Source organism: Novosphingobium sp. BL-S-33, from assembly GCF_056857025.1.
This window is the reverse complement of record NZ_CM166475.1, coordinates 1,655,001-1,668,528: the sequence shown is the minus strand read 5'-3', so window position 1 is coordinate 1,668,528 and position 13,528 is coordinate 1,655,001. Positions and strand designations below refer to the sequence as shown.

At 65.1% G+C, this 13,528-nt stretch carries 9 protein-coding genes (1 of these 9 running past the window's edge); 2 read left to right on the top strand and 7 right to left on the bottom strand.

Annotated features, from left to right (window positions below; translation table 11 throughout):
• The 6 genes from bglB to AC1VVM_RS23900 all read right to left on the bottom strand — a co-directional run bounded on the left by bglB (position 1) and on the right by AC1VVM_RS23900 (position 8,573).
• Positions 1-1,116, bottom strand: a complete 1,116-nt coding sequence (gene bglB / locus AC1VVM_RS23925; protein ID WP_482906178.1) for a beta-galactosidase BglB — start codon at positions 1,114-1,116, stop codon at positions 1-3.
• 44 nt (positions 1,117-1,160) lie between these two features.
• The gene (locus AC1VVM_RS23920) at positions 1,161-2,384 is read right to left on the bottom strand and encodes a glycosyl hydrolase 53 family protein (RefSeq protein WP_482956735.1); all 1,224 of its coding nucleotides are present in this window, start codon (positions 2,382-2,384) and stop codon (positions 1,161-1,163) included.
• A complete protein-coding gene (locus AC1VVM_RS23915; RefSeq protein WP_482956734.1) occupies positions 2,381-5,395 on the bottom strand; it encodes a glycoside hydrolase family 35 protein in 3,015 nt (1,004 codons plus the stop codon). The genes AC1VVM_RS23920 and AC1VVM_RS23915 overlap by 4 nt, the downstream gene beginning before the upstream one ends.
• A gap of 5 nt (positions 5,396-5,400) precedes the next feature.
• Positions 5,401-5,694 (bottom strand): L-rhamnose mutarotase, encoded by a 294-nt coding sequence (locus AC1VVM_RS23910; RefSeq protein WP_482906734.1) that lies wholly within the window; start codon positions 5,692-5,694, stop codon positions 5,401-5,403.
• Between the two features lie 109 nt (positions 5,695-5,803).
• A complete protein-coding gene (locus AC1VVM_RS23905) occupies positions 5,804-7,342 on the bottom strand; it encodes a rhamnogalacturonidase (RefSeq protein ID WP_482956733.1) in 1,539 nt (512 codons plus the stop codon).
• A gap of 4 nt (positions 7,343-7,346) precedes the next feature.
• A complete protein-coding gene (locus AC1VVM_RS23900; RefSeq protein WP_482956732.1) occupies positions 7,347-8,573 on the bottom strand; it encodes a rhamnogalacturonan acetylesterase in 1,227 nt (408 codons plus the stop codon).
• Positions 8,574-8,838: 265 nt separating this feature from the next.
• On the opposite strand from AC1VVM_RS23900, the gene AC1VVM_RS23895 reads away from it, so the two are divergent.
• Complete coding sequence (locus tag AC1VVM_RS23895; protein WP_482956731.1) at positions 8,839-11,793, top strand: TonB-dependent receptor; 2,955 nt, start codon at positions 8,839-8,841, stop codon at positions 11,791-11,793.
• A gap of 73 nt (positions 11,794-11,866) precedes the next feature.
• On the opposite strand, the gene AC1VVM_RS23890 is transcribed toward AC1VVM_RS23895, so the two are convergent.
• Entirely contained in the window at positions 11,867-12,859 is a 993-nt protein-coding gene (locus AC1VVM_RS23890) for a glycoside hydrolase family 43 protein (protein ID WP_482956730.1), read from the bottom strand.
• A 409-nt stretch (positions 12,860-13,268) separates the two neighbouring features.
• Here AC1VVM_RS23890 and AC1VVM_RS23885 point away from each other — a divergent pair, with 409 nt between their 5' ends.
• Positions 13,269-13,528, top strand: the 5' end (the start) of a protein-coding gene (locus tag AC1VVM_RS23885) for an alpha-N-arabinofuranosidase (protein ID WP_482956729.1). 1,168 nt of this gene lie beyond the right edge of the window; the window shows 260 of its 1,428 coding nt (coding positions 1-260); it begins with the start codon at positions 13,269-13,271; the stop codon falls past the right edge of the window.

Below are 13,528 nucleotides of genomic sequence, written 5' to 3'. Positions count from 1 at the left end.
TCAGATATAGGTCCGCAGGAACTCGGCCAGCGCGCAGATGGCAAGGCTCTGTCCATAAGGCATCGAGGTGAGCGCGATGTCTTTGTAGAACTGGAGCGTGTCGCCCATCGCCGTGCCGAAGCTGACCTGCTGAAGCTCGCCCGTCTCGTCGATATTGGCGAGCACGCCGCGCACCGCCTTGATGCCCACAGCTTCGTATTCGCGGGGCAGGTAGCCCTTGCGCACGGCCTTCAGGATGCCATAGGCGAAGCCCGCCGTTGCGGAGGCTTCAAGGTAGCTCGTCGGATCGTCGATCAGCGTGTGCCACAGGCCGGTTTCCGCGTCCTGCGCACCAGCCAGCGTGCGGACCTGCGCGGCCAGCGCATCGATCAGGAATGTGCGGAAGGCATCGCCGGGTTCGAGATCGAGCAGGTCGATGATCTCGGGAATGGCGATCGTCACCCAGCAGTTGCCGCGCGCCCAAAGCGCCTCGGCAAAGTTGTGGCGGCCGTTGAAATCCCAGCCGTGGAACCACAGGCCGGTCTTCTTGTCGGCCAGGTACTTGATGTGGATCAGGAACTGGCGCTTGGCTTCTTCGATATAGTGCGGGCGGCCCAGCAGCAGGCCGATCTTGGCCAGCGGCAGCACGCTCATCATCAGCGTGTCGTCCCACAGCTCGCCGGGGTTCTCGTCGTTGTAGACGATGTGCTGGAAGCCGCCTTCCTCGGTCTTGGGCAAGCCATCGGGCGCCATCAGCCACTCGGCCCAGGTGTCCAGATAGGGAATATAGCGCGGATCGCCGTCCAGCTCGTAGAGGTAGGCCAGCGTGATGAAGGGCGCCATCGTGTTGATGTTCTTGGTGGGCGTGCCCTCCGCGAAGCGGTCCTCGAACCACTGGCGGATGATGTCCAGCGCCTTCTCGTCGCCGGTCTGCTCGAAATAGCGCCACATGCCGAACAGGCCGACACCGTGGGTCCATTCCCAGCCGGCCCAGCCCTTGGTGTCGATTACGCGGCCGTCTTCGAGGTGCAGCAGGAATTCGCCGGTCTCGTCCTTGATGTTGACGAGGTTATGCATCAGCAGGTCGATCGCCGCGGTGACCTGCTGGCGGGGGATGTCATGGGTTAGGGCGGCCACTCAAGTTCTCCTGTGGGCGTAGCTGCGGCGGGGCGCGGACCGGGTCATTTCAGGACTCCGTAATCGCGCGCCATTTGGCGATAGAGTTGGAGGAAGGCGGGATCGGCATCGTACCGGCCGCCATGGTTTTCGGATTTCGCTGCGCTGGCGACGGGCCCCGAAGGGGGCGTTGCACCGGGCGCTTCGGCTGCGTTCAGGCCCTGCGACAGCAGATCGGGGCGCGGGCCTTCCCCGGCATTGCGGCCGTCCTTTAGGAAGATCGCCTCCTGATGGCGGGTCGGCTCCCAGATGAAGCTGCCCCACCCGTTCGGATGGGCATGGATCAGGTCATTGAGGTAGCGCTTGCGCGAGGAGTACTCGATCGCGAAGAAACCCTTGTCCGGGTAGCGGCGGCTGAATTCGGTGAACGTCCGCTCCCAGTCGCCCTGCGCCGCCTGCTGGTAGCAGGAGAAGCCGAGCGCATCGAAATCGACGCCGCGCGACATGAGATTGTCGGTCCAGTACTGGACGATCGGCCAGTGGCGGCCGAGGTGATTGTGGAGCGCGATCGGCGTTCCGGGAAGCTGTGCACGGGTGGCGGCGATCCCGGCCTTCAACAGCGCGGCGAACTGGTCGTAGCCGCCCGCGCCCGGCACGTTCATGTGCACTTTGTCGGTCACCGGATTGCCGGTGGGAATGGTCAGCGGCACGCGGCCGTCGGGCCAGAGCATGCCGAAAGTCGTCTCGTTGCCCAGGATCGCCAGATCGGGGGCGACACCGGCGGCTTTCATCGCCGCGAACGTCTCGGCGGTATGGCGATGGATGGCTTCGACCAGCTTGGGGAAGGGCAGGTTCGCCCATGCCGCGGGCTTGTCCTGATGCTGCGGATCGGCCCAGGTGTCCGAATAGTGGAGCGTCACCGAGAGGTGGAAACCGGCGGCCTTGATGCGCTGCGCGAAATCGATGGTGTGGGGCAGGTCGCACCACGGGCCGCCGGGCTTGCCTTTCGAATAGCCGTTCGCGGGATCGACGAAGAGGCGCAGCTTGATCGCGTTGAAACCGGCGTCGCGGAAGATGGCGAGCGGGTCCTTGCGCTTTGCGCCCTCGTAATAAGTCGCGCCTGCCGCTTCGTCCTCGGGGATCCACGAGACGTCCGCGCCAATCAGATAGGGCCATGGGCGTGCACCTGCCTTCGGCGCGGCGCTGGCCATGCCGGGCAGCGCGGCAAGGCAGAGCGCGCCGGCGCTGCCGATGCCCAGCTGGCGGCGGGTGAGCGCGTCCAAGGTCACTTCAGCTGATCCGGGCGGGTGGGCGCAGGGACCATCTGCACGGGGATTCCGCCCCGGACGTTGCGCAGCGTGACGAGCTTAACCGCTTCCAATGCGTCGCCGGGGGCGCCGTCGCTCGTCACTGCAAGGGCGACATGGTTGGTGCCGTGATGGTTGAGAATGCCCTCGGGGATCGGGAAGACCCGCTGCGGGCCGATGTGGGCGACGAACTGCCCCATGTTCCAGCCGTTGATGAAGATCAGCACCCGGTATTTCGCGGCCGAGCGCGGGCTCTCGGTGTCACCGAAGGCAAGCGCGATAGTGGCGTCCTGCCCCTTGGGCACGGCGAGGTCGAACGCGGTGCGATACCATGTCGTACCGGGCGCGGCGCTGGTCGCGGGAACTTGGGCGGCGGTCCACTGACGGTCGTCGAACAAGGGCAGGTGCCAGCCCATGCGCTCGCCGTAGAGGCCGCCGCTGTTGGCGGGGCCGCGCACGGGATCGGCAAGGTCTTCGCCGCCGCGCTGACCCTGGATCTTCCATGCAATCGGCACGGCGAAGCTGCGCCCGCCGGGCTGCGAGATCGAGGCCGAGATCAGCCCGCGCGCTTCCTTGTGGAAGTCGTCGGAATCGAGGTCCCAGTTGTGGCCGTTGTTGCGGACCATGACCGAAAGGACATGGCTGCCGCCTGCTTGCGCCTCGGGCGGAAGGTCGAGCGTGACAGTGCCCGTGGTGATGGGGCGGGGGAGGCCGCTGGGCGTCTCGGCCTGACCGATGAACTTGCCGTCGAGCCACGCCTGAAGGAGACCGGAACCGCCCGCGCCGTAGAACAGCGAGACGGTCTTGGCGCCGGGATTGCCCTCGAAACGGCCGCGATACCAGACGTCGCCTTCGTGGAAGCCGTAGGCATCCATGGCGAGGTTCGGCTGGCCGTCGGGGCGCTGGGTGATGGTGGTGTTGGGGCGGTTGCCGCCTGCGGCCTGCCATGTGCTGTCATCGAACGCGGGATCGGCTTCGGGCGAGCCCTTGGCCATGCGCCAGCCGGTGAGCGTGGGAAGCGCAATTGGCGCGGGGCCGGGCAGCGGCGCGATGGAGGTGAGACTGCCGATGGCGCTGGGCTTGACCGCAATGCGGGCGCCGTCCCACGAAAGGGTGCGGAGGCTGCCGGGCGCCCAGACTTCGATCGGACCGGCCGCGCCGGTGTCGCCGGTGAGGGTCAGGGAGCCGCCCCTGAGCGCGGCGCTGCGGACGAGTTCGGGGCCGCGCACCAGAACGGGTCCGGCGGCGGTCTCGGCGCGGGTGTAATGGGTGCCTTCCGCCTCGTCGGCGAGGATCAGCGTGAGGTCTTCGCGCCCGCCTCCCGTCACGCGCAGGACCGTGCGGCTTTGATGCGCGTAGGTGAGTTTCAGGTCACCCTTGGTGTCGTTAAAGGCGCTTTGTGCGGAGCCCTCCAAAACCTCGACTTTCGGGGCGGAGGCATAGCGCAGAACGGTCTCGCCGGTCTCGCCCGCGCGGCCGTAGAGCAGCAGGAGATCGCTGGTTCCGGCTTTCGATACCGACTGCAGTTCCGAGGTCGAATAGACCAGCCGCTGACCGCCGAGATTTACGCCCGCGACCAGCCACTTGGCGTCGAAGCCATTGAGTTGAATCGGGAAACTGTAGCGCCCGTCCGGCAGCATGGCGGTCACGGTGAAGGCCGCGCTACCCTGTCCGTTCGACGGCTTGTGCGTCACCAGCAGGAAGCGCGCGCCGGTCTCCGGGCTCTTGTTGTGGTAGACTTGGATGTCGGGTGAGGAAACATCGACCGCCCCCGCCGGGACCATGCTCGCAAGATCGGGCACTGAGGCGATCAGCCCGCCAAGCTGCTTCATCTCCAGCGCCTTTTCGCGCAGGTTCCGCGCCTCGGAGATGGCCGCTCCGTAGTCGTAGCTGGTGAACACCACCGGGGCGGGCAACCAGCCCCAGCTGGTGCCGCCATAAGTCATGTAGAAGCTCTGGATACCGATGCCGTTGGCCAGATTGGTGCCGTAAAACACCCGCTGGAACCGCTTGCCGCGCTGGACCGCGTTGCACTCGTAACCGCCGTTGGATCCCCAGTAATCGAACCAGCCTCCGCCGAATTCGGCAAGGAAACCGGGAGTTTTCGGTGAGGCAGAGGCACCGCCCTTGGCGCCGCCGGGGCCGTAGAAGCCCCAGTCGGGCGCGGCCACGCCGCGCGTCGGCTTGCCGTCCACGGTGCAGGTGCCGCCGGGGTAGCCGTCAAAGGCGTACATGTCATTGGGGCCGTGGACGACTTTGTCCACCAGCGATCCCTCCGGCACCCAGTAGCCGTTGCGGCCCTGATCGTTGTGGAAGATCGGCACGGTAATGCCGTCGGCGCGCGCCTTGGCGTAGAGGTGATCCATGTAGCGGCGCTGGGCGGGCGTGGTCAGCGCCAGTTCGTTCTCGATCTGGTGGAGGATCACCGATCCCTTATGCCCTTTGCCGTCGCCGTTGATCTGGTGGCGGGCAATGATCGCGTTGATCTGCGTCAGCCACTCATCGGCGGCGGCCATGTATTCGGGATCGTCGGTCCGGGCGCGCGCCTTCTGGTTGACCAGCCAACCGGGGAATCCGCCGCGCGACAGTTCTGCGTTTACGTAAGGCCCGGCGCGGGTGATGACCCAGAGGCCCTCTTCATCCGCCATCGTCAGCAGCCGGTCGAGATCGCGGATACCGCTGAAATCGTAGACGCCCTGCTTGGGCGAGTGGTAGCCCCAGTCGAAATAGAGCGCGACGGTGTTGAACCCGCTGGCCTTCATCTTCTGCAGCACGTCGCGCCACAGGTCCGGGCTGGGCAGGCGGAACGGGTGGAACTCGCCCGACCAGATCACCTGCCGCTTGCCGTCGATCATCAGCGAGCGCGCGTCGAACGAGACGCGGCCGAATTTCTGGACCGGCGCCGAAAGATCGGCCGTGGGCTTCGCCTCCTGCGCGATTGCGGGAAGCGGGACAGCCGTCAGCAGCAGGGCGGTGAGCAGCGCGCGTTTCATGCTGCTCAATCCATGTGGAACATGAGCGGGAGCGGCCATTCCTTCGGCCGATTGTCGGGTTCCACTTCCATCAGAGGGGCCATATGGTCCCACCAGCGGCGCATCACCGGGTGATCGGGCAGAGTATCGCGGGTATTGCCGGGCGCGGCGCGCAGCACGGCGAAGAGCGCCAGGCTCTCCTCGTCGAGGAAGATCGAATAGTCGTAAATCCCCGCTTCGGTCAGCAGGGCGGAGAGTTCGGGCCAGATCGCGTCATGGCGGCGGCGATATTCCGCAACCGTGCCAGGCTTCAATTGCATCCTGAAGGCGTGGATCGACCCCGTCCCGGTATCCGGCACCCCTATTCTCCCGTTGTTCCATTATGTGGATATCAATACCGATATTTGGTAACCGATCCACAAGCCCCGGTCAATCGTCATTTGGCCGGAGCGGCGTGCGCGAAAAGCGCGGAAATGCGACGTTTTCGAGATGGATGGGCGGTCGCGCCTCGTTTGCCAGTGTTTCGGCGCTGAACCGATCCACGGAAAGCTGTTCCACATGGCGGGCCCAGAGCGCCCATGCCGGAAGCACGCCGAACATGCTGGGTTCCGGGTAGGCATTCGCGTGATCGGGCACGGCGCGCGCGGCATCTTCGGCGGTTCCGCCCGCCATTCCGCGCGCCCCATAGACGAGATGGACATCGCGCAGGACAATCGATTCGATGGGCCGCTCGGCCAGGCCTGCGAAAGCGACAGGGAAGCGCGGATCGATTCCCCGCGCGTCGATCTCCGAAAAGACCACGCGGCGCACCGCGCCGATTCCAGTCCCCTCCGGCCCGCGCCTGCGGTCGCCGAGGCGCACGAACAGCGGCGCGGTGGTGACGTCGCGCAGGACGAGGCGGCTGGCGACGACGTTTTCCATGACGCCGCCGTCCACCGTCTCCAGCGCGAGGCCCCGGCAATGGGTGAAGGTGCAATCCTGCACCACGACATTGCGGTAGCCGCCATTGCTTTCGGTGCCGAGCTTGATGCGGCCGGTCACGCGGTCGCGATCAGGCGCGAATTGCTGCGTCTTGCGCCGGGTGCCGTCGATCAGCGTGCCAAGATCGTAGCCCGAGACCGCGCAGTCGCGGATCATCACGTTTTCAGCCGCGATAGATTCGCCCAGCGCAAGGCTGGACTTGAGCACGATGCCATCGTCGTTCGGCGAATTGACCTTGCAGCCGCGCACCAAAGTATCGCGCACGCTGTCGAGGTCGATGCCGTCGCGGTCGGTGTCGATGGTCAGGTTCTCGATCAGCAGCGCGCTGGTGCCGGTGGCGAGAATGGCAAAGTGCCCGCCCTTGAGAATGGAGAAGCCGGATAGGCGGATATTGCGGCCACGCTTCAGCGCGATGGCCTTGTTGCCGAGGCCCTGCATCGCCGCCACGGCGGGTTCAAGATCGGCGATCTGCCGCTCGCTCATGCCCTGCATCGAAAGCGGACGCTCGCCAGTCTGCGCCTTCCAGCGCGCGCCGGGGCCATCGCGCGTGAGGCCAAGGCCGTGGATCAGACCGGGGCCCTCGATGCTCACGTCTTCAAGGTCCTCACCCCAGATCAGGCTGTTGCGCCAGTGGCTATGACCGAAGTCCTGATAGAGGCCGGGGGCGGGCTCGGGCAGGTCGTAGCTGCCGCCGTGGAGCGCCGGATCAGCCGCGACGATCACCGCGCCGCGATCGAACACCAGCCTGATCCGGCTCTGGAGGCGGATCGAGAAGCAGAGATAGCGACCGGCTGGAACCACCACCGTACCGCCGACGCGCGCGGCTTCGGCAATCGCGGCGTTGAAGGCCGGGCTGTCGATCGCCGTGCCGTCGCCCTTTCCGCCGAAGTGGCGGACATCGAAACGGCCCTCGGCCGCGAGCAGGGATTGCGGCATCAGGGCTCCCGTCAGGCAGAGGCCGGAGAACAGGCGGCGAGGCATGTCCATCCGCTTAGCTCCCTTCCGGCTTGCTTTCGTCGAGCGGAATGCTGGGCGCGATCGGCATTGCATCGGGCAGCGGCGGATGGGCGGGATCGAAGTCCCCAAGCGTGACGTAAGGCGCGAGTTCGGGGATCTTTTCGCGCACCTGCCGGGCGATGGCGGCGGCGAAGAGCCAGGCGCCGTAGTTGCTGTTATGCGTCTTGTCCTTGCCGTCCTCCGCAAAGGCGCGCGGCGAGACTTCGGGGCCGAGCGCCTGCATGATCGCGACGCTGTCGCGGTTGAGGTCGATCAGCGGCACGTTCTCTTCCGCCGCCACCTTGCGGACCGCGGCGGCATAGGCGCCGAGCGTGTCCTTGATCTTGCCGGCCGCGTCGAAATTGCGCCGCTCGGGCGAGGTCACCAGCACGGGATGGACGCCGCGGCGGCGCGCCTCGGCAATGTAGCTGCGTAGGTAAGCCGGATAGGTCAGTTCGGGATCGAGGTAGGTCATCGGCCATTCGGCCTTCTGGTCGTTGTGGCCGAACTGGATGAACAGCCAGTCCCCCGCGCGCACTTGCGTCAGCACCTTGGTAAAGCGCAACTGCGCGATGAAGGACTTGAGCGTCGCACCGGACTTGGCGTGGTTGGCCACGGCGATGTGGTCGTCCAGCATCGCCGGCAGCATCTGGCCCCAGCTTGTGAACGGCTCGGTGTACTGGTCCGCCACGGTGGAGTCCCCGGCAAGGAACAGGCGCGGGGCCTGCGCGGGCTCGATGTGGATGGCAGACACGCGCGGCTGGCCGAGGAATTCGAACGTCAGCTTGTCGTCCCAGCTGAAGCTGGCGAGATCGCGCTCGTCCAGCAGCACCGTCTGGCCGAAGCGCGGCGCGCCTGCGGGCTGGGCGGGAAGGTGGGCATCGCGCACGTCGACAAGAAAGCTGCGGGTAACCGTCTGTCCGCGCCGGGTGGCGACATCGCGCAGAAACAGGCGGCGGCTCTCGGCCTTCACGGTAGTATTCCCGGCGCTGCGCTTGTCTCCCAATGTCAGCGTCACGCGGTAGATGCCTTCGGGCAGCGCCACCGAATAGAGGAACCCGCCGGAGGGATCGCGGCGCTCCACGCCGCTGCCGCCGGGGCGGAAGGCGGGCATCTGCTCGGGCGTCTTGCCGGCAAGATCGATCTGGATCGCGGGCACGTCGGAAGCGGCACCACCGGTGACGGAGGCAAGGGCCAGAGCAAGCGCCGTGGTCAGGGACATGTCGATCCTCTCCAGATCATTTCATCATGGGCCGCATTGGGATTATGTCCCATATGACGGTTTATGATCGCATATATCGGGAGCAGCGAAAGTCAATCCGCGCGGGCCGGATCCGGTGCGGCAAGCCGTTCCCGTCATGCGTGGAATTAAGGGGTATGGATCGTTTGGAAGCGATTTTGACTGGAAATGATCGAAAGTGCCATATATGGTAACACGTGATCCCACATAATGGGACTAACAACAGAGCCATATTGGGAGTGAGATAATGGGTAGGGCGACCTCCAAGTCCGTCATGTGCAGCCGCGTATCGGCCCCGGCGCTGGCTCTTGCCGCGCTGATGTCTCTGTCTTCACATGCTTTTGCGCAGGATGCCGCGCCTCAGGATGCGAGCGCGGATCCGGCACCCAGCCCCGAGGACATCATTGTTACGGGCTTCCGCGCCTCGCTCAACGCCGCACTGGCCGACAAGCGCGACCAGACGGCCGCGATCGACACCATCAAGGCCGAAGACCTTGGCAAGTTCCCCGATTCCAACCTTGCGGAATCGATGCAGCGCATTCCCGGCGTGGCGCTCCAGCGCGGTGACGGCGGCGAGGGCAAGAACATCTCGGTGCGCGGCCTGGGTGCCGATTTCACCCGCGTGCGCATCAATGGCATGGAAGCCGCCGCGCAGACGGGCGGCTCGGACATCTACGGCGCGGGCAACAACGGCCGCAGCTTCGACTTCAACGTCTTTCCGACCGAAATCTTCTCGGCGCTGACCGTGCGCAAGACGCCCTCGGCCGATGTCGAGGAAGGCTCGCTGGGCGCGACGGTGGACCTTTCCGCGCCCCGGCCGATGGATCAGGCGCAGGACTTCGTGTTCTCCGCCACCGGGCGCGGCGTGTGGAACGCGCTGTCCAAGAAGGTCGATCCGCGCGCTTCGGCATTGGTCTCCAAGAAGTTCGGGGACAGCGGCTTCGGCATCCTGGGCTCGCTCGCCTACCAGAAGCGCACCACGCGCGAGGTGGGCTATTCGGCGGTGGATATTCTTTCGGCCAACCAGAACGGCATGTTCTGTTCGCCGATCGGCTTCGCGCCGCAGAATCCTGGCAACAGTGCCGTGACTGGAGCGGACGCGAACAACTGCTCTACTGGCAATCCGCGCACCAGCACCACCGATGCCTACCAGACCATCTACGATGCCCGCCGCGAGGATATGCCGAATACCGCCGGCAGCGGCGCGTTCTTCCCGCGCATCCCGCGTTACCTGAATTCCGACCAGACCCAGGAACGCATCGGCGGCACGCTGTCGCTTCAGTATAAGCCGGACGACGATACCGATATCTCGCTCGACTTCCTCTATTCGCGCCTGAACGTCACGCGTGACGACAACTATATCGAGGCGATCTCGTTCGGCCGTTCGGCGTCGAACCAGGGCTACCCGATGATGTCGATCAAGGATGCCCAGCTTTCCGATCTTGGGTCGGTGCAATATGCGCTGCTGGACGGCGTGGACGTGCGCTCGGAGGGCCTGCACTCCAAGTATTCCACCACGTTTAAGCAGATGAACCTGAACTTCATGCACCGCTTTACGGATCGACTGACGATTGACGCCAAGTTCGGCCTCAACCAGTCGGTCTGGAAAGACAAGGTGCGCATGCAATACTTCATGGACGCGCTGGATACCGACAATTTCTCGATCGACTATACCGGCGGCGGGCGTACTCCGGTGCTGGGCTTCGGCTTCGACGTGTCCGATCCGAACAACTTCCTCTACGGCCCGACGCCGGGCGCAGGCATCGTTACCGGTGGGTTCAGCCTGCAAGGAAAGCCCGCCAGCAACACCACCGATGGCGTGCTGGGCGAGTTCAACGCGCACTATGACGTCTCGGACGCGTTCAAGATCCACGCCGGCGGCCAGTTCCGCTCCAGCGACTTCAAGCAGCGGCTGACCACCTATTACACTGCCGATACGCTGGTGCAGGCGCTGCCCTCGGGCGTCTCACTGGCGGATATCACTACACAGATCACGGGGATGGACAAAGTCTGGGGCCATGGCGCTCCGTCGAGCTGGGCAACGCTGGACTGGCAGAAGCTCGCGGACACCTACAACCTGTTCGACGCGCGCACTTGCACCGGCTGCGGCGAAACCAACCCGGGCGTGAAGGAAGAGCAGAGCAGTGCCTACCTGATGGGCACGTTCGACTTCTCCGATGCGGTGGGTTTCGGCCTGCGCGGTGACGTGGGCGTGCGCTACATCCACACCTGGCAGCGTTCGACCGGCTACATCAACCTGTCGGACCCTACTTCGCCCACCGGCCTCACCGGCCAGTTCCGTGCCGTTTCGCGCAGTTACGACGACTGGCTGCCTTCGGCCAACATCGTGTTCGAGCCGGTGAAAGACCTGCTGCTGCGCCTTTCCGCCGCCAAGGTCATGTCGCGCCCGGCACTGACTTCGCTGGCGCCCACGGTGACTATCAATCCCACCACGCGTTCCGGCTCGCTGGGCAATCCATTGCTCGAACCGATCCGCGCCAATACGTTCGACGCGGCGGTGGAATGGTACTTCCGTCCCGGCTCGCTGCTCTCTGCCGCGTTCTTCTACAAGGACATCAAGACGTACGTGCAGAGCGTGAACTCGCTGGTGCCGTTCAGCTCGCTGGGCCTGCCGAACGAACTGCTGATCGGCAGCAACACTACACCGGATGAGCTGTTCAACATCTCCACGCCCACCAATACACCGGGCGGCCCGCTCAAGGGCGTGGAACTGAACGCGCAGATTCCCTTCAACTTCGTCTCGGGCTTCATCAGCCACTTCGGCGTGCTGGCGAACTACACGCACGTGATGTCGAAGATCAATTACTGCCTCTCCAGCTCGGGCGGCGTCTGCACGGTAACGACGCGCGACGATCTGGTCGGCCTGTCGAAGGATACCGCGTCGGGCACGCTGTATTGGGAGAACGCCAAGTTCTCGATTCGCGGCACGATCAACTATCGCGGGCCGTTCATTCGCGGCATCCCGGCCTCGCCCGGCAGCGATCTCGTGGGCAACCACGCGACCACGTATGTCGATGCCTCGGCCTCGTACAACCTGACGGACAATGTGAAGCTGATCCTCGAAGGCACCAACCTCACCGACGAGCAGAACAGCCTCTACACCGACAGCGAGCGCCAGGACACGCTGTTCCAGACGCGTGTCGGCCGCACGATCTCGGCAGGCGTCAACGTGAAATTCTGATTTCGAAGATCCCGGCGGGGCCCTCCCGCGCCGGCACTGACGGCTCCCGGACCTCCATCCGGGAGCCGCTTTTTCAGGTACCGCCCATTCCGCCTTCGAGCGCGGCGAGAAGCCTGCGGTCGATCCGCACCAGCGAACCGTGGCGCGCGCCCGGCGGCATGACGAGACGGTCGCTCACATCCTGCCAGTGGATCATGTCGCGCGTGGCCATCGCGCCCCAGTGGCCGTCGCGGTAGACATCGTAATAGCAGATGAGCTCGGCGCCGATCCGGGTTGTCATCGGGCCTTCCACCCACGAGGGGGTGAACGGCTCGCCAAGCGGTGCGAAGGGCCCCAGTGGACTTCCTGCCGAAGCGGCACGCAGCCACTTGCGCGGCGGGTTCACGGTCTCGTCCTTCACCACCAGCCAGAGGCCGCCGTCCGGCGCGTGCGCAAACGTGCCGTCGATCACGCTGAAGCCGGGATCGTAGAGCACTTGCGGCGGGGCGAAAGTCTCGAAATCGGCGGTGGTCGTGTACCAGAGCCGGTGATTGTAGCCGCTCTCGGAGGTGCCTGCCGTTTCGGGGAACCGGCCCTCGACAGTGCTCGACCAGAAAATCACCGTGCGCCGCGTGGCCGGGTCGTAGATCGCCTCGGGCGCCCAGCAATTGCGGGTTCCCGGCACCGAGGCCATGACCGGCACCGCGCGCTGGGGCGTCCAGTTCACGAAATCGCGCGTGGTGGCATGGCCGATCGTCACGCCTTCCCACGCTGTGGTCCAGACGCAGTGCCATGGCGCATCGGGCCCTTCGCCGCGCCAGAGGAAAGGATCGCGCAGCAGCTTCTTCTCGCCGACTTCGGGCACGAGGAACGGCTTGCCGCCGCCCCCTACGCCACCGAGCGTGCGGAAGGTGAAACCGTCCTCGCTGACGGCCAGTTTCAGTCCGTCCGCCTCGCCCTTGCCGGTACTGAAATAGGCGAAGAGCAGCGGACCTTCGGGCTCGGCAGCGCGGACGCGCGCGGTCGCGCAGCCTGCGAGCGCCGCCGCGCCAAGGCAGAGCGAGCGCCGGTCGAATGCAAGGCTCATCGCCGTACCTCCTTTCGCGGAGTGACTTCCATGATGGCGGGGCAGCCGCGGTCCTTCTCCTTGGGTTCCGCGCGGCGCGCTCCACTCGCATCAAAATTCGGCGGCATAATTTTGTTCCGATATATGGAATTCCATTCCTTAATATGATTGACTGGCCGGGTTTCGCAAGCCATCGATATGCCGGCGGCAGAGAGGAGTAGTGAAGGTGCGGATATCCTGGGGAAAGGGAAAACGAACACTCGGATTCATCACCTTAGCCAGTGTTGCAGTTCCGGTCAGCGGGTCGGCTGCCGAAACGGGCAAGGCAGCAGCTGAGCTTCGTTCGCACATTGCCATCTCGGCAACCGCAAGCGGCCCGACGATCGATCCGAACATCTATGGTCAGTTTGTCGAGCACCTCGGGCGCGGTGTGTACGAGGGCATCTGGGTTGGCCCCGATTCTACGATTCCGAATGTTCGCGGTATTCGATCGGATGTTGTCGCTGCGCTCCGCCGCATCAAGGTCCCCGTCATTCGTTGGCCGGGCGGCTGTTTCGCGGACGGATATCATTGGCGAGACGGCATCGGTCCGGCCGACAAGAGACCGCGCGGGCTCAACGCGGCCTGGGGCAAGACGCCCGAGACCAATGCCTTCGGCACGCACGAATTCATGGATTTCCTCGACCAGAT

Excerpts from the sequence above, each read along its gene's own strand:
- AC1VVM_RS23895 (WP_482956731.1), top strand. The coding sequence starts at position 8,839 with ATGGGTAGGGCGACCTCCAAGTCCGTCATGTGCAGCCGCGTATCGGCC.
- AC1VVM_RS23890 (WP_482956730.1), bottom strand. The coding sequence starts at position 12,859 with ATGAGCCTTGCATTCGACCGGCGCTCGCTCTGCCTTGGCGCGGCGGCG.
- AC1VVM_RS23900 (WP_482956732.1), bottom strand. The coding sequence starts at position 8,573 with ATGTCCCTGACCACGGCGCTTGCTCTGGCCCTTGCCTCCGTCACCGGT.
- AC1VVM_RS23915 (WP_482956734.1), bottom strand. The coding sequence starts at position 5,395 with ATGAAACGCGCGCTGCTCACCGCCCTGCTGCTGACGGCTGTCCCGCTT.
- AC1VVM_RS23910 (WP_482906734.1), bottom strand. The coding sequence starts at position 5,694 with ATGCAATTGAAGCCTGGCACGGTTGCGGAATATCGCCGCCGCCATGAC.
- AC1VVM_RS23905 (WP_482956733.1), bottom strand. The coding sequence starts at position 7,342 with ATGGACATGCCTCGCCGCCTGTTCTCCGGCCTCTGCCTGACGGGAGCC.